Origin of the sequence: Alkalibaculum bacchi, assembly GCF_937875145.1 — a bacterium.
Lineage (GTDB): Bacteria > Bacillota > Clostridia > Eubacteriales > Alkalibacteraceae > Alkalibaculum > Alkalibaculum bacchi_A.
On record NZ_CALNCS010000208.1, the window covers coordinates 1 to 23,495 of the forward strand.

Sequence of the window (23,495 nt, forward strand, 5' to 3'; positions counted from 1 at the left end):
GGGTGGTTTTATGTTTCGCCCTTAAGGGCTCAACAGGCTAAAGCCTACAATAAAATACTAGATTAATTATAATCTAACCTCTACTTAAAGTAGTACTTTATTTTACAAAAAAGGCCTCTATTTTCAAGGCCTTTAGGGTTCATGTGATACTTTAGGATACTAATATATTAAATCTGTATAATCTGCATTTTTGTTCATTTCTGCTTTTGTAAATGGACAAAGTGGCGTAATTTTTTTATGTTCTTCCCTGGCTAAACAAACCACCTCTTTTAAAAGTATCTTTCCAACTCCTTGTCCTCTTAATTGATCTGAAACTTTTGTACTATCTATGATAATAATTTTATCCCCTGCATTAACATATGTCATTTCCGCCAGTGGATTTTGTGAATCTCCGATGTAAAATCTATTCGTCCCCCTATTAATAGTAAACAATATATGCACCTCTTTTTATATTTTGATAGATATGTTTTACCCACACCTGCTTAAATGAATCAACCTTTTCTAGATATGAGAGTGCAATAGATACAACGCCACCTATCTATGACATTTTAGGCTTATCAAATACAAAGCTCACTTCAAAAGTCTCTTCATTAATCTTAATATCTTTGTAGCCTAAAGCTTTTAAACTACTCACAAAGTTTCTACACATTCCTAAATCTTTTAATACAATCTTTATATCCATGGATAGCTCCGATGCTTTAGTAAATACCGCTGGTTTAAATCCTGTCAGCCACCAATGTTTCTTAAAGCCATTTGTACCAGGATTACTTGAATCTCTGGTAAAAACATGTTGTCCATTTCTTCTTAACTCAAATGACATCTGGAGCATATTGTCTTTTTCTGCACAGGCTGTATCGTCACCCATGTAGGCCAGTAAAGCATTAATTCTATCATCAAAGGTATTATATGTTGTGTTTACCTGTAATTGCCCTACATAGATTCCTATTTCCGCTCCAGCAGCAATCCCATACTGCCCTTTCCACAACTCAATCTTCCATTGTTTCCCTTGATATGGAAATCGAATTATTTCATATTGTATGTAAATACCTACTAAGGGAGCTGCAGTATCATAAATTGGGAAGTATCCAAATTCCCGTTGCCAAGGGTATAATGTAGAATAAAATATTCCTTGAATTGGATCATAGTCAAATCCAACCCATGTAGTAAGTTTAGAGATATCACTTCCCCTTGTGGAAAATGGAATAACTGTCTTAACAATCTCTACAGTAAATGTTTCCCATACATCTACCTTTTGCCTGTTGGCGACAACTTCACGTCCTCCACCATTTTCCGCGCAGAGATACATACCATTGTAGCACCGTAAGCTTACTTTATCTCCGCTTTTAATTTCTCCAGTTCCCTGTACTTTTTGAATAATAAATCGTTCCCATTCTGCAGGTGTTGTTCTGTTCGCTACGACTTCACACCCTCCACCATTTTCCGCACAAGCGTAATTACCATTAGAGGAAATAAGATAAATTATATCTCCGCTGATTAGTTTGCCTTCCATTTGACTTCTAATAATAAAAGTCTCAGATAGATCTGCTGCGTCTTTGTTTGCAACAATAGGCCCTCCTCCACCATCTTTAGCAGAAACGTATTGCCCATTAAATGCCTTTAGTCGAACCGATATCAAATTGTCTTCGCATTTATTAACAAAGAGCTTGTTGTATACGGTATTACGCAAATCAGGATTTGTATAAAATTGGAACTTACTCCATTGTACATAGTTTGTCGGATTCTCTGGTCCTAGCCCTTTTCCGTCAAGACTATGGAGAAATGATATAATCCTTGGATCGATTGACACCTGATTTAATGCTTGCCCCATATTAGCGTCCATATTATAATGAGTTTTTCCTTTTATCTCTACTTCAATAGACTTTTGAAACAAAATATTGTTTGCATCATCGTATAATTTAATCCAACTAGGACGCCAATCATCACTAACTACAATATAGTCTTTTCGCAATCTAAACCTTGCAATCTCATTTAGTACAATTGTCTGTGGCAAGTCAAAATCATAAGAGTCAATGTCATTACTCTCAAAGTCATTGTAGTTTGGCTTATCAAGGCGTATTTCAAATTCTCGTCCATCACGCATCACAACCGCAAAATAGACATTATCATCTGTGCCAGAATATTTTTTCTTGCTTGTTGCAATTTCGACTCTTAAATGTCTTACTGCTCTTAGATAAGTAGGTTTCTCATATTCAAACAAACCTGTTGAAACAGTAGCAAATTCAATAGTAAATGTTTCCCAAATACCTGCATTTTGTCTATTGGCAATGACTTCACGTCCTCCACCATTTTCAGCGCATATATACATTCCATTGTAGCACCGTAAAGCCACCTTATCTCCACTCTTTATTTCTCCGCTACCCTGTATCTTTTGAATGATAAATCGTTCCCATTCTGCAGGTGCTGCTCTGTTCGCTACAATTTCTCGTCCTCCACCGTCTTCAGCACATAGGTAAGCACCATTATGAGCAGCTAGGTTGATTACGTCACCGCTCATGAGCACTCCTTCATTTTTGTCAAGAATTCCGAAAGTCTCCCAGATATCGGCTTTTGCCTTATTTGCAACAACTGCTCCGCCTCCACCCCCTTCTGCGCATAAGTATTGACCATTGTAGGCTTTCAAACGTATTGCAGTCACTCTTTTAGGAACATTGTCTTTAGCAGTTTGAACAAATCCATTTAGATGATCCGGCCCAATAAGACAAAGTTTACTCATATTCAGACATTGGTAAAAGGCATGAAATGACTGAATAAGCGTATCATTTGATCCTCCGTAATTCCCCATTTCCATATGGAGTTTTACAGATACATAGTATTCTGGATATAATGTCCCATTATTTAAGTAAAAAGCAGGTTCTGTTAATATGTGCTCTACTATTTCTAAAGCTTCATCTAAATTTCTCACCTGCTTGTTTGTAACAACATATATAAAGGATGAAATATACTGGAAAATGATTTTTTCAATTTCTTTTTTGAGAGGCTCTAAGACATTTAGTGCAGCTATAATATCACCTATTGTTTCAACAAACCGTTTGATCCCTTTTGGAACACCGATAATTAGAAGAAAATGATTATCTAACCATGATTCAAGAGCGTCCTTTGCTTCCTTAATAGAATGAGAATCGTCATTCATATTATGAGCTACCTTTTGCCATGTAGTGAGCCACTCCCTTGAGGCTAGGCGAATATCTCCAACCCATCCGTAAAAATAATTTGCAAGATCATATGTGCCTATATTATTTCCATTCTGGTAGTCAACAATAGCTTTTTCAAGGTCAACCATGGCATCTATAGGCATTGTCACTGGTACTTTTGAATATTCTGCTTTTAAAGATGAATTAAAGAAACAATTCTGTAAAAACGATATAGGTGCATCTAGTTCCGCGTTTATATTCTCTGGAAGTTTTTGATCCATATACTTTTCAACTAATACATGCCGTGCAATGATTTTCATCTTTTCATTGTTATCAGAATATTCCCACCAACCCTTAGCCCATTTGTTCACATAGTGATGCCCGTACATATCTCCAGCATAGTGAATCATAAATCCGAGAATAAAAGCATAACATTTCTTTCTATCGGGATAATTCAGCGGTAGCTTTCCATACTCCTCAAATAGTTTTGTAATCCATATACCTGAGTTTTCACCATGGATAACTGTTTGACCAACAAACATATCTGGATAAAAGTCAGGTCCTACTGCTCCTGCCCGAAAGGCACTAGGATGTGAATTAATTGCATCAACGACATCAGCAGGTGGTTTATACGATCCTATACCTGGTAATGTCAACTTCCCTGTTTTTTTAATCTCATCCATTAATAAATTAGCCATGTAAATATGCGTCTTGCCATTCATTCTATTTCCCCCTTATTTATTAAAATCTATGCATATTATGCCTCACCAACCGTCATATTCATTGTGTTCATTATAAAACATTACTTATAGTAATAATACACTTTTTTGTAATTTTTACCCTTTTATACTACTTTAATTTTTCTTTTTACGATCTTTTAATTGACTCCTTTTGAAATAAAAAAATATCCACCAGGAAACTGGTGGATAAAATTTATATTAATAGTTAACACCTAAATCAAGTTTAACATCATATTCTACTGGTTTTTGCTTAAATAGATATTCTCCTTTTCTAATAGAAGCAAGAACTCTAGCACGATTTCTTATTACATCAAATGGACTGTCTCCATCAAGAATAATGAAGTTTGCATCTTTGCCTACATCCAACCCATATCTGTCTTGGATATTTAAGCATCGAGCTCCATTGTATGTGATTAAATCCAAATCTTTTTCTATTTCTTCTGGTGACATAATTTGAGCTAAGTGGATTCCATTGTCAAGAATATTCATCATATTTCCATTACCCATTGGATACCATGGATCGTTTATTGAATCTTGTGCAAATGCTACATTGATTCCTGATTCCATGAATTCTTTTACTCTAGTCAATCCACGACGTTTAGGATATGTATCCTGACGACCTTGAAGATATGCATTTTCAGTTGGGCAAGAAATGAAGTTCATCTTGCTCTTTTTGAACAAGTCCATCATTCTAAATGCATATGAATTATCTGCTGAACCAAATGAGCAAGTATGGCTCGCTGTAGTTCGTATGCCGTAATCCTCTATTAGAACAAGTGCATTTAACAACTCAACAAAACGTGAGTGCGGATCATCTGTTTCGTCACAGTGAACATCTATAAGCTTATCATATTTTATAGCAAGTTTAACGATGTCGTGAACAGATTTTTCACCGAATTCTCTTGCTGGCTCATAATGTGGAATTCCTCCAACAACATCAGCACCCATCTTAAGAGCTTCTTCTACTAGATCACGTCCCCCCTTATATGTGTACATTCCTTCTTGTGGGAATGCTACGATTTGAATTTCAACTATATCCTTTAATTCTTCTCGGAGTTCCAACATCGCCTTTAGAGCTGTGAAATTTGGATCTGTAACGTCTATATGTGTACGTATGTGTTGTACACCTTGGGAAACCTCATCTTTAATCCCCTTAAGAGCAAGTTTTTTAACGCTATTTACAGTTAAATTTTCTTTAAATTTTGGCCACATTTCAATTGCTTCAAAAAGAGTTCCTGAACCGGCACCTTCTTGCCCAAGTTCAGATAATGTGTAAACATAATCTAAATGTAAATGAGGATCTACATAAGGGGCTGTAATCAGTTTTCCACCTAAATCAATAATTTCATCTGATGGACCAAGATCCTTGCCAATCGCCTTAATAACTCCATTATCTACTAAAATCTCATCTGCTTCATTATGGCCATAAATAACTGTATTTATAAATTTTTTCATAGTTTCCTCCTTAATATTAAATAGTATTCTTCAAAATGATTGAATTTCAAGATGAAACAATTTCATTCTCAGTAACTTCTTTTTGTTTTGTTGGAATAGTGATATTCATTAGAACAATTGATATTAGCATGATAACTATACCAAAAGATCCTATAAAGTTGATTTTTTCATTTAACAAAAATACTCCTGAAAGTGTAGCTATAACAACTTCACCAGAAGCAATGATCGTTGCCTTCGAAGCATCTACACCCATTGACAATCCCTTCAGGTATAAAAGATTTGCAATTAAACCAGTAGACATAGAGTTTAAGAATGCCCAGAATAGAAATGTACTATTGGTAAACAAATCTAAATGCTGCCATGGCTTCGCAAATATACTCGTAGCCATTACACTGAATAATAACATATAAAACGTCATTGTCTCAGGATCATCTCCATCCGTTGCAACTTTGCCTATGATAGTATTAAGCGCATATAAGAAACCTGAAATAACCCCTAGAGTTAAACCTAATCCTGAAATATTTAATTCTGCAAAATTTCCGCCTGTTACCATTAGAATACATCCGACAAGATTTAAGAGTACTGCAAAGTGTTGATATCCACGTAATTTCTCTTTGAAAAAGATTACGGACATTATCGCTGTGAAGACGGGAGCTAAATACATAAGAATGGATGCTGCTGCCACACCTACTAGAGTTACGGCAGTATCATTAGCTAATTTGAAAATACCTTTCGTTAAAGCACCTAGTAAAATACTATATAATAAACCCCTCTTCGAAATTTTTAATCCATTCATACCTTTCTTTACTATTAAGTAAAGAAACAAGGGTAAAAGTGCTATAAAATGCCCGCTAAATGCAGTCATTAGTGAAGATACACCCATATTACTCATTTGAGTTACGAGATACCCACCAAGTCCCCAGGAAACTCCCGACATAAAAACAAGAAGATAACCTTGCAGGGATCTTCTCTTTTCCATACCAACCAACCTCCAAAAATGTTATTAAGTTTACTTAACTAGCATATCATAAAAAAGTGAAAATTACAGAAGGTAAATTTTGGTATACTAATATCTCACACATTGTATATGCCTTGAGTTGTTCCATAAAAGATATGATAACTCTTCAAGGTAATTGATACCTCACTATGCTACTAGTGATTTATATTTCGGCATATCGGGACGGTAACCTTTATTTCCTAAAAAGTGGAGTAAGAGGTCACCGTTCCGATATGCTATTATTGGAGAGATCATCTGGAAGAATCATTACTCTTTAAGGCTAGATAGATTAAATAATTACATCCAGCTATCAAATCTTTTGATATATAATTTCTTAGCTACTTCTATACATAAAGAGTATGCAATCAATATACCAATTAACCATATGAAATACCTTCCTGGCAATGAAACAAGGCCTATATAAGCACCAATTGGTGTAAATGGAATTATTATACCCAAAGCTATAATGATTCCAGTCATTATCATAACAGGCATAGAGGCATTGCTTTGTAAGAAAGGTATCTTTCTAGTTCTTATCATATGGACTATTAATGTCTGTGTAACTAAGCCTACAATAAACCAGCCTGATTGGAAAAATGGCATCATTTCCATTGTATTAGCTTTAAATACAAACCATAAGATGGAAAATGTTACAATATCAAACAAGGAACTTATAGGTCCTATGTATATCATAAACTTACCTATTTCTCCAGCATCCCATTGTTGTGGTTCCTTCAAATATTCATTATCCATATTATCCCAAGGTATGGATATTTGAGAAATACTATATAATAGGTTTTGTACAAGCAATTGTATAGGCAACATTGGTAAGAATGGTAAGAATGCACTAGCTATTAATACGCTAAAAACATTACCAAAGTTAGAGCTGGCAGTTATCTTAATATATTTAATAATATTTCCAAAAACTCTTCTACCTTCGATAACGCCTTCTTCAAGTACATTTAAGTCTTTTACCAACATTATTATATCTGCAGATTCCTTAGCTATATCTACTGCAGTGTCAACTGAAATCCCTACATCAGCTTGCTTTAATGCTTGAGCATCGTTAATACCATCACCAAGAAAACCAACTACATGTTTATTATCCTGTAAAACGGATATTACCCTTTCTTTTTGAACTGGTGATAATTTAGCCAATATACTTGATTTTGATGCCATTTTATATAGCTCATCATCAGATTTATTTTCTATATCAGCACCTAAGACCACATTCTCTACGGGGATGCCTACATCCTTAGCTATCTTTTTAGCAACTATATCATTATCTCCGGTCAATATCTTCACTTCAACACCATGATCATGTAATGCTTTTATAGCAGTAATAGATGTGTCCTTTGGAGGATCGAGGAAACCCATATATCCTATCAACACCATATTACTCTCATCCTTAGTACTGAAAATATTTTCAGAAGGTACATAATTTTTTTGTGCAATTGCCAGTACTCTCATACCCTCTTCATTAAGCTTAGTAACCATAGTCATAACTTTTGTAATTAGATCTTTAGTTAGAGGCAAAACTTCGTTGCCAATTTCTACATAGGAACATATTGATAACATCTCCTCAACCGCACCTTTAGTAATTAGCTGCCTCTTGCTATTTTCACTTTCTACAACTACAGACATTCTACGTCTAGTAAAATCAAAGGGTATTTCATCAACTCTTTTATAAGTGCCGGTAAATTCATTAAATCCCTGTTCGTTACCATACTCAATTACAGCAATATCCAATAAGTTTTTTAGACCTGTTTGGTAATAACTATTCAAGTAACCATGCCTAAGTACTCTGTCATTTACATTACCTAAGACATCTAAGTGGGTTTCTAGAATAATTTTATCTTGAGTTAATGTTCCAGTCTTATCTGTACATAATATATCCATTGCACCAAAGTTCTGTATAGAACTCAATCTTTTAACTATGATTTTTTTCTTTGATAGGGATATTGCTCCCTTGGCTAAGTTCGTGGATACAAGTGTTGGTAACATCTCTGGAGTTAGACCAACAGCTATGGATATAGAGAACAGTAGGGCTTCAATCCAATTTTTCTTTGTAATTCCATTAATGAAAAATACTATCGGAACCATTACAAGCATAAAACGAATTAACAACATACTAACGCTTTTTACCCCTTCTTCAAAGCTGGTTTCACCAACATCCTTTGCTATGGATTCTGCTATCGTACCAAAATAGGTATTATTTCCCGTTTGTAGCACAATACCTTTTGCCGATCCACTGACAACTATGGTACCCATAAGAAGAATATTACTAAGATCAAATACATTCTTAACTGCATCATTGTCTTCATCATATGGAAACTTCTCCACAGGCTCCGACTCACCTGTTAAAGAGGATTGGCTTATAAATAAATCTTTACACTCTACAATTCTCATATCAGCAGGTATTAAATCTCCTGCTGCTAAATGAATAATATCTCCCGGAACAACTTCTGACATGATGATCTCTCTTGCTTTTTCACCTTCACGCTCAATAGAAGTCGTAGTCGGGACAAGGTCTTTTAAATTATCTGCTGTTATTTGGGATTTATACTCTTGAGTAAATCTTAGAACTACACTTATTATAATCATAACGGAAATAATGATTATAGTCATCCAACTTTTCTCTGCCATAGGAGCAAATACAACATCCGTGAAATAAGATAATAAGACTATAGCAGCTAATATTAGAATAAATGGATCTAGGAATGACCTAAATAAATATGAGTACCACGGATTACCTTTTCCATAGACTATTTCATTAGGACCATAAAGCTCCAATCGGTTACTTGCCTCTATACTAGATAATCCATTAAGTGAAGAATCTAATTCTTTAACAATAATATCTACATTTTTTGAACTCACATCTCTTAGGTTTTCGTTAATTTCTCTTACATCTCTTATGTTTTTCATCTAACACACCTCCAAAAAAAGCAATACTAAATAGATGGGTATGTTTATTCCATCTAGAAATATTGTATTTAGTTATAATTTTAAATATGGAAAATAATATAGAAGGATTAGAAGAATTATATAAAAGATAAAAAGATAAGAAATTAAATATTACCTAACTATAATTCAACCATCCTCTATTAAATAACGACTACCATCAGGATCCATATAAATCACCTCCCAAAAAATAAAAAACTTCCACAAAACTTGAAATGGAAGATTAACGTACATCCTCGTTCAAGTTTTAGCTCTATAAGGCGCTGAAATTGTATTAGATTATGCCTTGCGACAAAACCTGCTAACCAGTTCAGAATGTTTCCATCCTTTTACGGCAACAACCCATATCCTTATAGTAACCTCACCTACCGAGATTATTTAGTTCATTACTAACCATACACTGATAAATGACAAATGTCAAGTTTGTATATATTGAGTTAATATCTATGATTTCTTTGGATGGAAGTTCTTTTCTATAATTGGAATAAAAATTTATTTGTTATTAGTAAAAGCTACATCTACTATTAAAACAATTATTTTTTATCTTTTAGACTGCGCTTTTCCATATCGCATTAATACAACATACAGTTTCACCCTGATCATTTTTTATCTCATGGCAACCCTTTAGTCGATTATTTAGATCGGTTATATCTGTCATTACCGCTATAGATTGATCTAAGAAAACTTCTTTCTTAAAGACGATATCAAATTCACATAGGTTATAATCTCTTAGTACTTTTTGGGGAGTAGCATCTAAAGCCCATGCAATATACCTAGTATTATTTACATGTCCATTAAAATCGATATCTCTACGATCAGCTCTAAAATTTCTTGTGAAGGTGTATTTTTCGGGTATGGTTAATTTATCGAAATATACGGAAATTTTACTACCCTTATCAATACCATAAGCTTTGTAAAATTCATCTCCTATTTTTAACATCTTATGGCTTTTTCCATCGATGAGTAGCCATTGTGATTTTGCAGTAATTAGGGTCTCTCCTTTGAGGTTTTCGATCTTAAAATCTCTATATGCAAATACCTTATTAAAGCCAACAGCATATGTAGAGACACGAACAGTTTCACCGTGCTTAGGGTATTTCATTATCTTTATATGATACCTGGTTAAAACCCAAATTAGTTGGCTTTTCTTTAAATATTCTATGCCCATACCTATTTTCTCACTTTGCACCATTGCTGTATCCTGCAAATAGTTTAAAATTACCTCGGGAAATATATTATAATGGCTATCTACTTCATAACTTTGTACCAAATATTCTTTAGTTGTAATAATACCGCTCATTGTTCACGATTCCTTTCTTGAAATTATTTACAATAATATCATACATTTCTTAAGAATACCTGCTGAAAATAAAAATTTTCTTATGAACAGGTGAGATTTCTGCATAATCACCCTAATTCTCTATTTCTAAAATGGTTATTAAAAAGTAACAGTGGTAAAAGCAGTTTACAAAATATATAATTAATATATAAATTTTTTAGTTATTCTTGGAAGTTTCAATGGAGGTGCTTACATGAAAGAATCAAAATGTTTATTTGTTTTTATTCTCTTCTCTTTAATACTATTTGTCGCCCTGCCAGTCCATGCTGAAGAAGATTTAAGAATCGTCAACTGGAGTATCGATTCTAAACTTAAGGATAATGGTGATTTAGAAATTATCGAGGATATTACTTTTTTATTTGAAGATCATTTTAATGGTGTTTTTAGAGAAATCGTTTTAAATAACACAAGAGGAGTAGATAAGGTAAAGGTATGGGAAATCCTTGATGGAAACCCTATAGAGTTTACACAAGTATATGATGGAAAAAAGGGAGATGAAAATATCTATCAACTCATTGAGGATGAAGGTACATCTACTATTCAAATCTTTTCACCATCTAAAAATGAACAAAAGACCTTTCGCATTACATATACAGTAAAAGATGTATCAGTAAAGTACAATGATACTGGGGAATTATACTATCAGTTTATAGGTAAAGAAAACGAAACGCCTATTGATTCTTTTACAATTAAGATCCAACTTCCTCAAAGGATCAATGAACGAGTAAAAGTATTTGCCCATGGACCAACTAATGGAATTATTGATTTTCAAGGTGATAACTCTATACTTGCCCAAGTTCGCGAAGTACCTGAAAATACATTTGTAGAAGTTCGTGTGCTTTTTCCTATAGAATTTATTCCAAACTCTACTAATATCATCAATGAAGATGCCTATAATGCTATAATGGCTGAAGAAAGATCCTACGTTGAAGAATTAGAAGCTAAAGAAATCCGGAAGGAAAAGCAAAAGGAATTTATAGGTAAATACACGCCTTATCTTACTGGACTTTGGGCATTAGTATTGAGCTTTTTTATGTTTAAATATAGAAGAAGGAAAGAATCTATAGAAGATTTAAATTACAAGTCTTATCCAGATTCCGTTCCACCAGCTATAGTTGCTCAGTTAGTTTACAACATGATCACTACCGATACCATTATGGCAACTATTTACGATTTAGCTCGACAAGGTTATCTTTCAATAGAGGAAAAGAGTAAATACGCTACAAATAATTTTAAGTTAGAAAAATCTAATAAATCTACTTATTCACTTTCACGGCATGAGAAGTTCCTAATGGAATGGCTATTTAATACTATAGGAAATGGACAAAAGATAGAGACTAAGGATATTAGTAAATATGGTAAAAACAATCCTACAGAATTTAGTAAAGACTATCATGAGTGGGTAAAAATCGTGGGTGAAGAGACTAAAGAAAAAGGGTACTACGATGAGAGTAGTAAAGCTTTAGGTGTTGTCTTATTCATTACGGCCTTAATTGCCATTATTGGTGCTATCATAGGCATGGTTTTTGAAACGTATTCTGGTATATTACTCTTGACTCTGGCTATTGCTGGTATTATTTATGCCATTATACTTCTTACGAGGAAGTCCGATTATGGTTTTGTACAGAGGAAAAAGTGGTTAGATTTTAGGAAGGATTTAAAGCAAAGAAGTAAAACTTTGGATATAGATCAGCTCCCCCTATCCCTTGATCAATCATTAATATACGGTTTAGTACTGGGATTAGGAGTGAGTACGTTGCAGAACTTTCAGCCTTTTGTAACAGAAAATTTCGTGCCTAATTATTGGATTTACTGGATGTTTTTTAATAATAATAGTGGCAAAAATGCATTTGAAGAGAGCTTACATCATTCCTTTGATAATTCAACTTCTTCAATAGGTACTGGTGGAAACTTTACCGGTGGCGGAGGCGGTGGAGCTGGCGGAGGAGGAGCAGGTGGGTTTTAATTCATTCATATTGATAAATATTTTCACCTTAAACAAATAAATTGATAAAAGAAAGAACCGTCACTCTAGAGAATCTATCTCCTGGTTGACGGTTCCACTAATGCCATTTTCACATACCTATTTCAACACCTGATTTGAATTTAACCTTCAGTTTATTATCAAATACCGTAACTTTTTCAATTAATCTATCGAATTAATTGAAGGTAAACCATTTTCTTATTTCCATTTATTAATTTACTTATAATCTATAGGTGTTCCCAAATATTCAAATCGTTTGTAACTAGGATCTATTGAATCAAAATATATCCATATGGGCGCATAATTTAATTGTGGATGTGCTACAAAAAATTCATTATCACCATAAACAATCGCTTCAAGTGCTAATGGTAATTCGCGCCTAAAGATCGTATTACGTATCGAGTTCATAACGGTACCAAAATCTCCTATATAAACGTATATATAGAGTAATAGACCTGAGCTAGAATTTCTCCATTCTCCTAAAACCTCATCTCTCATACTCGTAATTTTGTCGTATGCAAACTGTAAGCCTATGGTTAAGAATAGTTCAGCTGTTATATCTGAGTGCGTCAATGTATATTTTCGTCCTAGTATTGGTTCAGTCGTTGTTACACCTGGTCTAAATTCCACATAAAGCTTTTGAGGATCTAACCTTTCCATATATTTTCCCCCATCACCTTTGTTATTTTCTTATTTTGAGGCAGTCATGGATGTAGCTTTGCTTCTTTGAACAAAAAAATTGTTTTCTAGTACATTATATTGTGTTAGAGGGCCTAGGTTACTAGTTTTTAGGGACACTTTCAATTTATTACTATTTATATCATATTATTATCTATACTTCTTTTGACATAAGTTGCAAAGCAAACTATACTAATATTGTAAAGTAAACTTTGCAAATGGAGGTGGCTGATTGAAATCTAAAATTGCTGAATTACGAAAGCAAAGAAAGATTTCTCAACAAGAACTTGCGACAGCTGTAGGTGTAACACGACAGACCATCACATCAATTGAAGTAGAAAAGTACACTGCATCTTTAGTTTTAGCTTATAAAATTGCAAGGTATTTTGATATGGCAATTGAGGAAATATTTGATTTTTCAGACGTGGAGGTATAGTTATGGAAAATTTTAAACATGTGGTCAAACATCGTCTCATTGTTTCTGTGGTTTATTTTCTTATTGTGCTATTGTTAATTGTTCTTTCGGCAACCTTCGGAAGAAATAGTGGATTTCCATCATTCGCTCAAGGTTTTGGTGAAGGGTTTGGAACGGGTATTGGCGCGATTATGGTCTTTTTTATGGCTAAGTATGCTGGTGCGCTAAAAAGTGAAGATAAACTAAAGGCGCTGTACATTGAAGAAACAGATGAAAGACTACAATACATTCAAGCTAAAGCTGGCAGTAGAGGTATTAATATCTCCATAGCATGTCTTGCTTTGGCAATGTTAATAGCTAATTATTTTAATCCTATTGTATTTCTTACATTACTTGGAGCTACAATGTTTGTTACCCTTGTAAAATTGGGACTAAAAATCTATTATAACAAGACGGTTTAGAACTTTTAATAGAAGTTCAAAAATTGTTGAATAGAGAAATAGGAGGGAATTTTCAGGTCATAGGGCATATTAGCACGGTAACTTACATCTCCTAAAAAATGGAATTAAAGGTCACCGTCCCGATATGCCTTCTTATTGGGATGGTAACTTATCTCTCCTAGTACATAACCTCCATGATCGAAAGGCGTAACGGCCTTAAGGCTCTCATCCATGGCCCATTGTGAGAAGTCTTGGAATTGATCTTGATGCATGTGTTCTATCTGTTGCAGATGGTACTGGGAAGTTTGAAACTCCTCAATTCCCTGAAAATTATAATCGTTGTTTAAGATTCCTTGAAAGAAGCTCTTTGTCTCCTTAGGCATATTGGAAAAAAATTCTTTTCTTTCATTATCTGACATATTAATTAAATTCTCTCTTACTTTACTGTTGAATTCATTGTAACTTTTTTTCATTTTACTTATTTTAGGCTGGTAATGAGCATATAACCCAAAGGATATTACTACTCCAACGCCTAATATCACTAATGGTTCGAACCACATACTACCGTTCCTCCTTATAATCGTAATAATTTTGATAAATACATATTATTATCTTCTTAGGGGTTTTCTTAAGGCTACAATGATAAATGTTGTTATAAGAACAAGTATCGTAATTGCAAAACTAAACTCCACTAGTTTTTTTGAAATAATAAAAACAATGTCATTTGATTTTTCTGATAATCTTATAGCTTTTAATAATATATAAAATACGATTATGTTGGTTCCTCTCCTAGATAAAGCCTTCTTCTTGATGTGAGGGGGCACTGGATGATTGAATACTGAAAATTCTATTTTTATTACCAATCTCGTCCACAGTATGCTAACTATCAATGCAGTAAAACATAAGAAGAAAGCCGTGAATTTATTAGATACCTTTTCATCAAACATTATTTTTAATATAAGCGCATTAGCTATAGCAAGAATAAAAAACATAGGTATAAATCGTAAAGCGACACCATCAATGAAGCAAATGAGTTTCTTCAACTTACTTGGAGTACTTATGCATTCTTTTATTTCCGTCAATATAATCCCTCCCTTGTAATATGATGCTATTATCATTGAATTAAGATTATCTTTCAATTCACGTACGTAATAAAAACATATCATCTCTCCTTTCATCAAATTATCCTTAGCCTGCTAATAGTTTATCATGTTTTTCATGATTATTCATTAGATTTTCAAGTGGATATTTCTCTAATCATCAACTGCAAAATGTATATATAGGCCTCTTGGTTTTATTTAGATCATGAACCTTAATTTATCGAGCTATAAATCCGATATAGGAGATGATAATGAACTATTGGTAGAAAGGTGAATCAAATTGAAGGATTATTATAAGATTCTAGAAGTAAATTGTGATAGTTCTAAGGATGAAATCAAAAAATCATATAGGAAATTAGCTAAACAATGGCATCCAGATGTAAACAAAAGTGAGAATGCTCACGAAAAATTTGTAGAAATAACAGAAGCTTACGAAATACTTATTAATGATTATAATAGAGAACAATATGATGCTATAAGAAATAGTTCGCATTATTCACAAAAGGATAATGACTTTAGCAGAAAGCAACAAAACGCTAGGCAAAAGGGTAAATATTATTCAACTATTTCTTTTGAGGAGTTCTTACAAAAAGCATTTGAAATATTTGTAGAAGTCGGAAAAACCACCTTATATGGAGAAGATGAATTCAATAAGAGTTTAAAATTTAACAATTACCTTAAGATTGGGGTAAAGGGTTGGTTGTCTGTTCTACTTATTATATTAACTTTTACTGGGGTGTTAGCACCTGTAACGATTCCTATTCTACTTAGAATTAATCTGATAGATGATAAAAAAGAAAAAATTGTTGGCATAAAAAACATTTTTATAGGCATGTTTATATTTGCAGGTGTATTTTTAGGAGTAATTTTAGGCTTTTATATAATTTGCAATTTAGAAGATGTTTTTTATTATACGTATTATTTATTCACTGATTTTGTTAGTATACTTATTTTATTGATCATTATTGCTATTATAGTAGGATTTCTAAAAAACAATGAGAAAATTGATTTAAGCTTTACTAATTTCATAGACTATATAGAAAAGAAAGGATATGGTATAAAAGATTTTAGTGGTTTGTTTTTTTGGATATTATCTATATTTTTTACCTTCCTTGCAGATAATGAAGAAATTAGTCCAGTTATGAATTTAATTGCTGCCGGATTATCACTATTTTTCTTTCCTATGGCTATATTCTTTTGGTTATTTATGTCAAAATACAAGAATTTTTTCATACGTTTATTAACTGGTATCATATTTTTCTTTATCACAGCATTTATTATTATTAATTTTGATTACTAAATATACATATTAGATGCTTATTGGTGGGATGCCATAGTTATATGTAAACTCATTACCTTGATGAGCCATGATTACTGTACCTACACATGAAACAGAGTCAACAATTAGATACGTGGAGTACATATAGGTGTTTCCACCGTGTCCAAGAGCATGCACGCTATATTCATGAGACCAAAAACTATGATTTATATAATCAACTTCGGTACAAGTAAATATAATATATTAAATATTTTTTACTATTTTTTAACAATTATAGGTTGTCATTCTACTGATTTGTGATAAAATGACAGTAACATCTTTATACAGCATCACTATCACCATAGTTTCAGCTAGTATATAGATACAACAATATCTATTAGGAGTGACCTATCTTGGAAAAAGAAAAAAATGTAACATTTAAAGAAGTAACTGCAAATCCTGCTCCACTTGGTTTAATGGGGTTTGGTATGACAACAATCTTATTGAACGTACATAATGCAGGCTTCTTTGAATTAAATGCAATGATTTTAGCAATGGGAATATTTTATGGTGGATTAGCTCAAATTATTGCGGGCATCATGGAATTCAAAAAAAACAATACATTTGGAACAACAGCCTTCACCTCATATGGTTTCTTTTGGTTATCCTTAGTTGCGCTAAACATTCTCCCAGTAATGGGGTATAGTAACGTATCAGATTCCTTGTCAATGGCTGCTTACCTATTTATGTGGGGACTCTTCACACTCTTCATGTTTATTGGTACATTACGTATTAACAAGGCCCTTCAATTTGTCTTTGGATCACTTACTATCCTATTCCTCTTGTTGGCAATTGCAAATTACACAGGCTCTGCGATAATTCTAACAATAGCTGGATACGAAGGTATCATCTGTGGTTTTACTGCCATATATGCAGCTATAGCGCAAGTGTTAAATGAGGTATATGGAAAAATGGTCTTACCAATTGGAAACGTTGATTAATGAATAAAAAAATCACCGTAAAATTCAAGTCAAATGAGACAGTGGATGTGAAAGCATATCATAAAAACAACGGGGTAACCTGGTAATAACCCTAAAAGTTAGAGTTTTATTATGAAGCTTGGCTAGATTGAATTCGGTATTTAATTGAACTCAATCTGGCCAATTTTGTTTTTGAACATTATAGTTATATCAGTAGATATGAAGTTATATAAAGGAACGATTTTTTTGAGCCGAAAGTCTTGTCTTAATTCTGTTTTATTTTAATCAAATTTCCTATCATATAGTAATGCTGCAATCAGTACAACAAATATCGAGCCCCCATTATGAACCAAAGCACCTGTTGTAGGAGTCAACCATCCCATAAATGACATTATAATTGCCACAAAATTGATAAATAGAGACAAGGAGATACTAAATTTTATGGTTCGAACTGTGGCATTAGAAAGTCGTTTCAGATACGGAATTTTAGATATGTCATCGCTCATTAAGGCAATATCAGCAGCATCAACGGCGATATCACTACCCATGGCCCCCATCGCTATACCTACAGATGCCGTCTTGAGGGCAGGAGCATCATTTACACCGTCTCCGATCATACACACAGATTTACTGGCCTGTTGCAATTGTACTATGTTCTGCACCTTCTCCTCTGGTAGTAATTCTGCTCGCACAGAAGTAATGCCTACTTGTTTTGCAAAATAATCCGCGGTCCTGCGGTTGTCACCAGTAAGAAGCACAGTCTGTGTACCCATACCATTCAACTCAGCGACCATCTCATTAGCCGTCGTACGTAATACATCGGAGAGACCAATTATACCCACGCAGAGCCCGTCTATAGCGACTAAAACTGAAGCCTTACCTTCATTACGAAGCTTATTTAGAGTATCACTAACCTGTTGCACAATCTCAATTCCATTTTCCTTCAAATATTTCTCACTACCACAGAAAATATTTTTACCGGACACGTTAGCATAAATTCCTTTGCCAGCCTCCATACGAAATTCTTCTGCATCCATCAAAGTGATGTTTTTCTCCCTGGCATATGTAACTATTGCCTTCCCTAAAGGGTGTTCGCTACGAGTCTCTGCTGAAGCTACCAAAGAAAGTAAATTATTCTCTTTCATATCCGATTTGAAACATAAAATATCACTAACTTTCAGCTTTCCAAATGTAAGAGTACCGGTCTTATCAAAAGTTATTGTATCTACTTTCCCCATATTCTCCAGTGCCTCACCGGATTTGATGATAATACCATGTTTGGTGGCCTGACCAATAGCGGCCATAATGGCAGTCGGCGTAGCTAGAACTAAAGCACAAGGGCAAAACACAACCAGTATTGTAACACTACGGACTATGTCCTGCGTAACAATATACGTTACAATGGCAATCAATAATGCTACTGGCACAAGCCAAGTTGCCCATTTGTCTGCAATGCGCTGAATGGGAGCTTGTTTATTTTCTGCATCCTGAACCATTTGGATCAGCTTTTGTAAGGAACTATCTTCACCAACATTAGTTGCTTCTATATCGATTGCTCCAAAATGGTTGATCGTGCCACAGAAAACATTATCACCAGCTTCCTTATCTACAGGCAATGACTCGCCTGTCATAATTGCCTGATCAACCGATGTATTTCCACTTATGATTGTTCCATCAACTGGAATAATTTCTCCAGGAAGAACTCTTAGAATATATCCCACTTTAATTTCTTTTACATTAATCATTTGTTCTTTCCCATTATCAATCCGACGCCCTTGTTGGGGAGCAAGGCTGATGAGTTTCTTTAGGCCCTTTTTGGATCTTTCAGCGGTTTTTTCCTCCAAGATCGCTCCAATGGCCATAATAAATGCGACTTCACCTGCAGCAAAGACATCACCAATGGCAACGGCGGCAATCATAGCTATGGAAATCAAAAGCGCAGAAGATATCTTGCTCATGCCTTTGTTGTAGATAATTCTCCATATGGCCAGATATAAAAGTGGTATCCCACAGATCACAACGGAGACCCAAGCTGGGTCAACGGGAGCTTCTATTTTCATTAACATAAGAATCAGGCTTGCAACCAGAAACACGCCACCTACTATGGTCATAAGTAGTCCCGTTAAAAAATCGTTTAATTTTTTCATTATAAAAAATCTCCTTTGCATTATTGGTAAAACAATAGTACAATTTATATGTTACCATACATATTGTTCATTATTATTATATGGCTATTTAATGCCATCTACAATAATCAAAATGTTCATTTTGTAAGTTACTGAACATTATTTTATATTTGTACAAGAGGGATTATTATGGATAGAAGACAACAGAGAACAAGAGACGCAATTTTCAAGGCATTGAGTACACTTCTTGAAAAAAAGCGGTATAACAATATAACCGTACAGGAAATCATTGATGAAGCGAATATTGGTAGAAGCACTTTTTATGCTCATTTTGAAACAAAGGACGAGCTGCTTAAAGCACTTTGCACGGATATCTTTAGTCATGTATTTTCAGATGAACTCATGTCTGAAAAAACACATGACTTTTCTGGTGGAAACAACGGTCTTGAAGCAAAGCTTACACATATCTTGCATCATTTAATAGATAGCAAAACAAACATTGCTGGTATTTTATCCTGCGAAAGCAGCGAACTCTTTATGAATTATTTTAAAGATTACCTTACGGAAATGTTCTCAAAATACCTCAGCGAAATAAGGGTGAATGCCCCGGCTGATTTTCTATTAAATCATCTCGTAGGTAGCTTTGCAGAGACAGTAAAATGGTGGATTGATAAAAGTTCAGAATACACACCTGAAGAAACAGTTGGTTATTATATTGAGATTAGCTATGCTAATAGAATTACAAATAAATAGGTACTCTTCTTTTCAACATGTTAAGATCAATCTCCTAGACTATAAAGATTAACTAGAAGAAGTCTTAAAATTGATTATACACAATGGAAAAGGTATTGAAATTAATGCTTTTTTGTTTCTAAATATAAAAACATACTCCTCCTTGTAGTAAATAATTTTATTATTTAAACTATCTACTACAAGAGGGAGCATATCAGAGTGCTATGGATTGGACTCTTTGTAAGTAACATTTTAAACTTAAGTCCCTCAGACTAAACAGAATAAAAATTAAAACGATTCAAAAAACTTCCCCTTATAAAAATTTACATTTCCAAGTTTTTTTGCCGTCAGTCTGAATATAACGCAACCATCTGGACATACAATGTCCTTGCTATACTTTCCATTACCACCGATGTTAACCAAATCTCCCCCACTTCTAACTGCCTCCATGATTGGGAACATAATCATCATTACTTTGGAGCAAATACCTTGTCCAACCGCATTTACAGGACAACCATAGGTGCAGGTATACTTATCTCCAATTTCTTCGCCATTTCGGCAATATCTCTCTGTGTGGTCACTGCCAAGAAACCCTATTACCTCAATTTCAAATTCGTACTCCTCATCATACCATTTTTTCATGATTAACCTCCAAATCAAATTTATCTATAACTTCGTTTTGGGCAAACTGCCATTATTGCCTTTTGTTAATTACTGATGGCAAAATCCACAGCTGCTCTAGAATGAATTTCAGTGGTATTAAATACTTCAATAGCTACATCATTGTCATTAATAAGCAATGGAATCTCTGTACAACCGAGAACTACACCTGTTACATGCTCTCCTATGGCTTTATTTATTATATCAATATAGCTCTGTTTGCTTTCTGGCCTCAATATCCCTAGGATCAATTCATCATATATAATATCGTGTATAATCTGTCGATCTAACTCACTAGGAATTACAACTTCGATTCCATTTTTCTCTAGTCTTTCTCTGTAAAATGAACCTTCCATGGTAAATTTTGTGCCTAGCAATAAAACTTTTTTCACGTTTCTTTTGATAATCTCGTCACTTGTTGCATCTGCAATATGAACTACCTTCAACCCAGTATTATCCTCGATATCAGGTGCCATCAAGTGCATTGTATTTGTGCAGATAACGATAAATTCAGCACCTGCCCTTTTCAGATTCTCTACTTCATTTACCATTAGGTTTTTGAGTTTTTCCCATTCCCCTTTATGCTGCAATTCTTCAATTTCATGGAAATCAAAAGAATACAATAGGCAGTTGGCAGAATGGCAACCTCCTAGTTTTGATTTCACTGATTCATTGATTATCCTATAGTATTCAAGTGAAGACTCCCAACTCATTCCACCTATTAATCCCATTTTTTTCATTTTCTTCCCCCTTAGCTTTTTTATCGTTCTATCACGTTATGATAGATTAAGATCAAAAATAATCGTTTCTCCAGAGGTCACTTCTCAATTTTTCGCTATTTTTATCTTATCATATATTTAATAATAAATTAAAATATTATTATAATAACTCTTGCATATTACTTCAAGCAATTACATCGTTCTATTACAATCATTGGTACTAATGTTGGCCAACCAATCCAAGCACAGCCTAAAAATTTCTAACGACGAATAGTAGGTTATAATGAGTACGATTTTTAAGAAGCGGTTTCTTTTAATTCATTTGAGAACTTGCAGGTATAAACAGGGAAAGATATAATTGAGTAAACTCATTTAAAGGAGCTATTCAATATGAATTTTTACTTTGCACCAATGGAAGGATTGACTGGATATGTTTATAGAAATGCCCATAAAGCATATTTCAATCATATTGATAAATATTTTTCACCTTTTATTATAGCTAATCAAAGTGCACGTCTTAAGACAAAGGAATTAAATGATATTATTCCAGAAAATAATAAAGATATTGTATTAGTCCCTCAATTGCTGACTAATAATGCCAATGATTTCATTCATATGACTAAAAAGATACAGACATTTGCATATGATGAGGTCAACTTAAATCTCGGATGTCCTTCTGGTACTGTAGTTTCAAAAGGTAGGGGGGCGGGTTTTTTGAGTAAGCCTAAGGAACTAGACACGTTTTTAGAGGAAATTTTCACTCATTTGAGTATAAAGATATCTATTAAAACCAGAATTGGGAAAGACTCCCCTCATGAGTTTTACGAGTTAATTGAAATATACAATAAATATCCCCTTGAAGAACTGATTATTCACCCAAGAATTCAATTAGACTTTTATAAAAATAAGCCTAATTTAGCCATCTTTAAAGACGCCCTAACTTTAAGTAAAAATCCTGTTTGCTATAATGGCGATCTTTTTGCTGCTAAAGAATATGAAGCCTTTTGTTCTGATTTTCCTGATATCAATACGGTAATGATTGGTAGAGGTCTCATATACAACCCTGGATTAGCTATGGGCATTAAAACCAATACGAAATTAGATAAGAATTTACTTAAAGACTTCCATCACAGATTGTATGAGGACTATCAAAACATTCTCTTTGGTGATAAAAACGTGTTATTTAAAATGAAAGAAGTATGGTATTATATGATTGAAAGTTTTACAAATCATTCAAAATACGCAAAGAAAATAAAAAAAGCACAGAGATTAACAGATTACGATGAAGTAATTACTAGTTTATTTGCAGAGCAGGAAATTTCAGAGGATAGGTAATGAGTTTAATGATATTACCATTTAATTTCAAATTAGGAGGTAAATATGAGTCAAAAAATCTATGAATTTGATGCTATAATATTAAAAGTGCCTGATATTGATGGTGCATATATAGAGTTTCCCTATGATGTTCGAGAAGAATTTGGCAAAGGAAGGGTTAAAGTGCACGCTACCTTTGACGGCGAACCTTATGACGGCAGTTTAGTGCGAATAAAAACACCTTGCCATATTATAGGCATACGTAAGGATATTAGAGCCAAGATTGGAAAGCAAGCTGGAGATACTGTTCATGTTACTATTCAAGAAAGAATCTCTTAAGTTGTTGAATTCAATAATTAAGACAATCAAACAAAATGCTTCCCTATTGCTCACGGCTATCGCATGAAAAAATAAACAAATAATTATCTTTTACTACTGTGTTGGG

General features: G+C 33.7%; 21 protein-coding genes and 1 riboswitch. Of the genes, 8 read left to right on the top strand and 13 right to left on the bottom strand.

Features of this window, described 5'->3' with window-relative positions:
* Nucleotides 1-159: 159 nt before the first annotated feature.
* From Q7P22_RS12080 to Q7P22_RS12105, 6 genes are all read right to left on the bottom strand, one after another.
* Nucleotides 160-441, bottom strand: a complete 282-nt coding sequence (locus Q7P22_RS12080; protein WP_303864491.1) for a GNAT family N-acetyltransferase — start codon at nt 439-441, stop codon at nt 160-162.
* A 97-nt stretch (nt 442-538) separates the two neighbouring features.
* A complete protein-coding gene (locus Q7P22_RS12085; protein ID WP_303864492.1) occupies nt 539-3,874 on the bottom strand; it encodes a DUF4474 domain-containing protein in 3,336 nt (1,111 codons plus the stop codon).
* A gap of 216 nt (nt 3,875-4,090) precedes the next feature.
* Nucleotides 4,091-5,347: an amidohydrolase family protein gene (locus Q7P22_RS12090; RefSeq protein ID WP_303864494.1), complete on the bottom strand. Its 1,257-nt coding sequence runs from the start codon at nt 5,345-5,347 to the stop codon at nt 4,091-4,093.
* 46 nt (nt 5,348-5,393) lie between these two features.
* Nucleotides 5,394-6,326: a DMT family transporter gene (locus Q7P22_RS12095; RefSeq protein WP_303864496.1), complete on the bottom strand. Its 933-nt coding sequence runs from the start codon at nt 6,324-6,326 to the stop codon at nt 5,394-5,396.
* A gap of 315 nt (nt 6,327-6,641) precedes the next feature.
* Complete coding sequence (gene mgtA, locus Q7P22_RS12100) at nt 6,642-9,269, bottom strand: magnesium-translocating P-type ATPase (RefSeq protein WP_303864498.1); 2,628 nt, start codon at nt 9,267-9,269, stop codon at nt 6,642-6,644.
* A 261-nt stretch (nt 9,270-9,530) separates the two neighbouring features.
* A riboswitch (M-box (ykoK) riboswitch) is annotated at nt 9,531-9,685 on the bottom strand.
* A 167-nt stretch (nt 9,686-9,852) separates the two neighbouring features.
* Complete coding sequence (locus tag Q7P22_RS12105; RefSeq protein ID WP_303864500.1) at nt 9,853-10,605, bottom strand: acyl-[acyl-carrier-protein] thioesterase; 753 nt, start codon at nt 10,603-10,605, stop codon at nt 9,853-9,855.
* Nucleotides 10,606-10,837: 232 nt separating this feature from the next.
* Between Q7P22_RS12105 and Q7P22_RS12110 the strand changes: the two genes are divergently transcribed.
* Nucleotides 10,838-12,610 carry a DUF2207 domain-containing protein gene (locus Q7P22_RS12110; protein WP_303864502.1) on the top strand — a complete coding sequence of 591 codons (1,773 nt, stop codon included), beginning with the start codon at nt 10,838-10,840 and terminating at the stop codon, nt 12,608-12,610.
* Between the two features lie 234 nt (nt 12,611-12,844).
* Here Q7P22_RS12110 and Q7P22_RS12115 read toward each other — a convergent pair whose 3' ends face one another.
* Nucleotides 12,845-13,288, bottom strand: coding sequence for a staygreen family protein (locus tag Q7P22_RS12115; RefSeq protein WP_303864504.1), 444 nt, complete (start codon nt 13,286-13,288; stop codon nt 12,845-12,847).
* Between the two features lie 250 nt (nt 13,289-13,538).
* On the opposite strand from Q7P22_RS12115, the gene Q7P22_RS12120 reads away from it, so the two are divergent.
* On the top strand, nt 13,539-13,742 hold the full coding sequence (locus Q7P22_RS12120) for a helix-turn-helix transcriptional regulator (protein ID WP_113921246.1): 204 nt from the start codon (nt 13,539-13,541) through the stop codon (nt 13,740-13,742).
* A 2-nt stretch (nt 13,743-13,744) separates the two neighbouring features.
* The gene (locus tag Q7P22_RS12125) at nt 13,745-14,182 is read left to right on the top strand and encodes a hypothetical protein (protein ID WP_303864508.1); all 438 of its coding nucleotides are present in this window, start codon (nt 13,745-13,747) and stop codon (nt 14,180-14,182) included.
* A 104-nt stretch (nt 14,183-14,286) separates the two neighbouring features.
* On the opposite strand, the gene Q7P22_RS12130 is transcribed toward Q7P22_RS12125, so the two are convergent.
* Together Q7P22_RS12130 and Q7P22_RS12135 are read right to left on the bottom strand one after the other, a co-directional pair.
* The gene (locus Q7P22_RS12130) at nt 14,287-14,721 is read right to left on the bottom strand and encodes a hypothetical protein (RefSeq protein ID WP_303864509.1); all 435 of its coding nucleotides are present in this window, start codon (nt 14,719-14,721) and stop codon (nt 14,287-14,289) included.
* 48 nt (nt 14,722-14,769) lie between these two features.
* Nucleotides 14,770-15,243 carry a hypothetical protein gene (locus Q7P22_RS12135; protein WP_303864511.1) on the bottom strand — a complete coding sequence of 158 codons (474 nt, stop codon included), beginning with the start codon at nt 15,241-15,243 and terminating at the stop codon, nt 14,770-14,772.
* Nucleotides 15,244-15,541: 298 nt separating this feature from the next.
* On the opposite strand from Q7P22_RS12135, the gene Q7P22_RS12140 reads away from it, so the two are divergent.
* Nucleotides 15,542-16,561, top strand: coding sequence for a DnaJ domain-containing protein (locus Q7P22_RS12140; protein ID WP_303864513.1), 1,020 nt, complete (start codon nt 15,542-15,544; stop codon nt 16,559-16,561).
* 9 nt (nt 16,562-16,570) lie between these two features.
* Here Q7P22_RS12140 and Q7P22_RS12145 read toward each other — a convergent pair whose 3' ends face one another.
* The gene (locus Q7P22_RS12145) at nt 16,571-16,717 is read right to left on the bottom strand and encodes a hypothetical protein (protein ID WP_303864515.1); all 147 of its coding nucleotides are present in this window, start codon (nt 16,715-16,717) and stop codon (nt 16,571-16,573) included.
* A 215-nt stretch (nt 16,718-16,932) separates the two neighbouring features.
* Between Q7P22_RS12145 and Q7P22_RS12150 the strand changes: the two genes are divergently transcribed.
* Complete coding sequence (locus Q7P22_RS12150) at nt 16,933-17,520, top strand: acetate uptake transporter (protein WP_303864517.1); 588 nt, start codon at nt 16,933-16,935, stop codon at nt 17,518-17,520.
* 260 nt (nt 17,521-17,780) lie between these two features.
* Here the strand turns inward: Q7P22_RS12150 and Q7P22_RS12155 are convergent, their stop codons facing one another.
* Nucleotides 17,781-19,646, bottom strand: a complete 1,866-nt coding sequence (locus Q7P22_RS12155) for a cation-translocating P-type ATPase (protein ID WP_303864519.1) — start codon at nt 19,644-19,646, stop codon at nt 17,781-17,783.
* A 168-nt stretch (nt 19,647-19,814) separates the two neighbouring features.
* Between Q7P22_RS12155 and Q7P22_RS12160 the strand changes: the two genes are divergently transcribed.
* Nucleotides 19,815-20,378 carry a TetR/AcrR family transcriptional regulator gene (locus tag Q7P22_RS12160; protein ID WP_113921238.1) on the top strand — a complete coding sequence of 188 codons (564 nt, stop codon included), beginning with the start codon at nt 19,815-19,817 and terminating at the stop codon, nt 20,376-20,378.
* A 267-nt stretch (nt 20,379-20,645) separates the two neighbouring features.
* On the opposite strand, the gene Q7P22_RS12165 is transcribed toward Q7P22_RS12160, so the two are convergent.
* Entirely contained in the window at nt 20,646-20,999 is a 354-nt protein-coding gene (locus Q7P22_RS12165; protein WP_303864521.1) for a TIGR04076 family protein, read from the bottom strand.
* 65 nt (nt 21,000-21,064) lie between these two features.
* Entirely contained in the window at nt 21,065-21,757 is a 693-nt protein-coding gene (locus Q7P22_RS12170; RefSeq protein WP_303864523.1) for an aspartate/glutamate racemase family protein, read from the bottom strand.
* A 369-nt stretch (nt 21,758-22,126) separates the two neighbouring features.
* Between Q7P22_RS12170 and Q7P22_RS12175 the strand changes: the two genes are divergently transcribed.
* Both Q7P22_RS12175 and Q7P22_RS12180 read left to right on the top strand, forming a co-directional pair.
* Entirely contained in the window at nt 22,127-23,071 is a 945-nt protein-coding gene (locus Q7P22_RS12175) for a tRNA-dihydrouridine synthase (RefSeq protein WP_303864525.1), read from the top strand.
* Nucleotides 23,072-23,116: 45 nt separating this feature from the next.
* Entirely contained in the window at nt 23,117-23,389 is a 273-nt protein-coding gene (locus tag Q7P22_RS12180) for a DUF1905 domain-containing protein (protein ID WP_303864527.1), read from the top strand.
* The last annotated feature ends 106 nt before the right edge of the window (nt 23,390-23,495 follow it).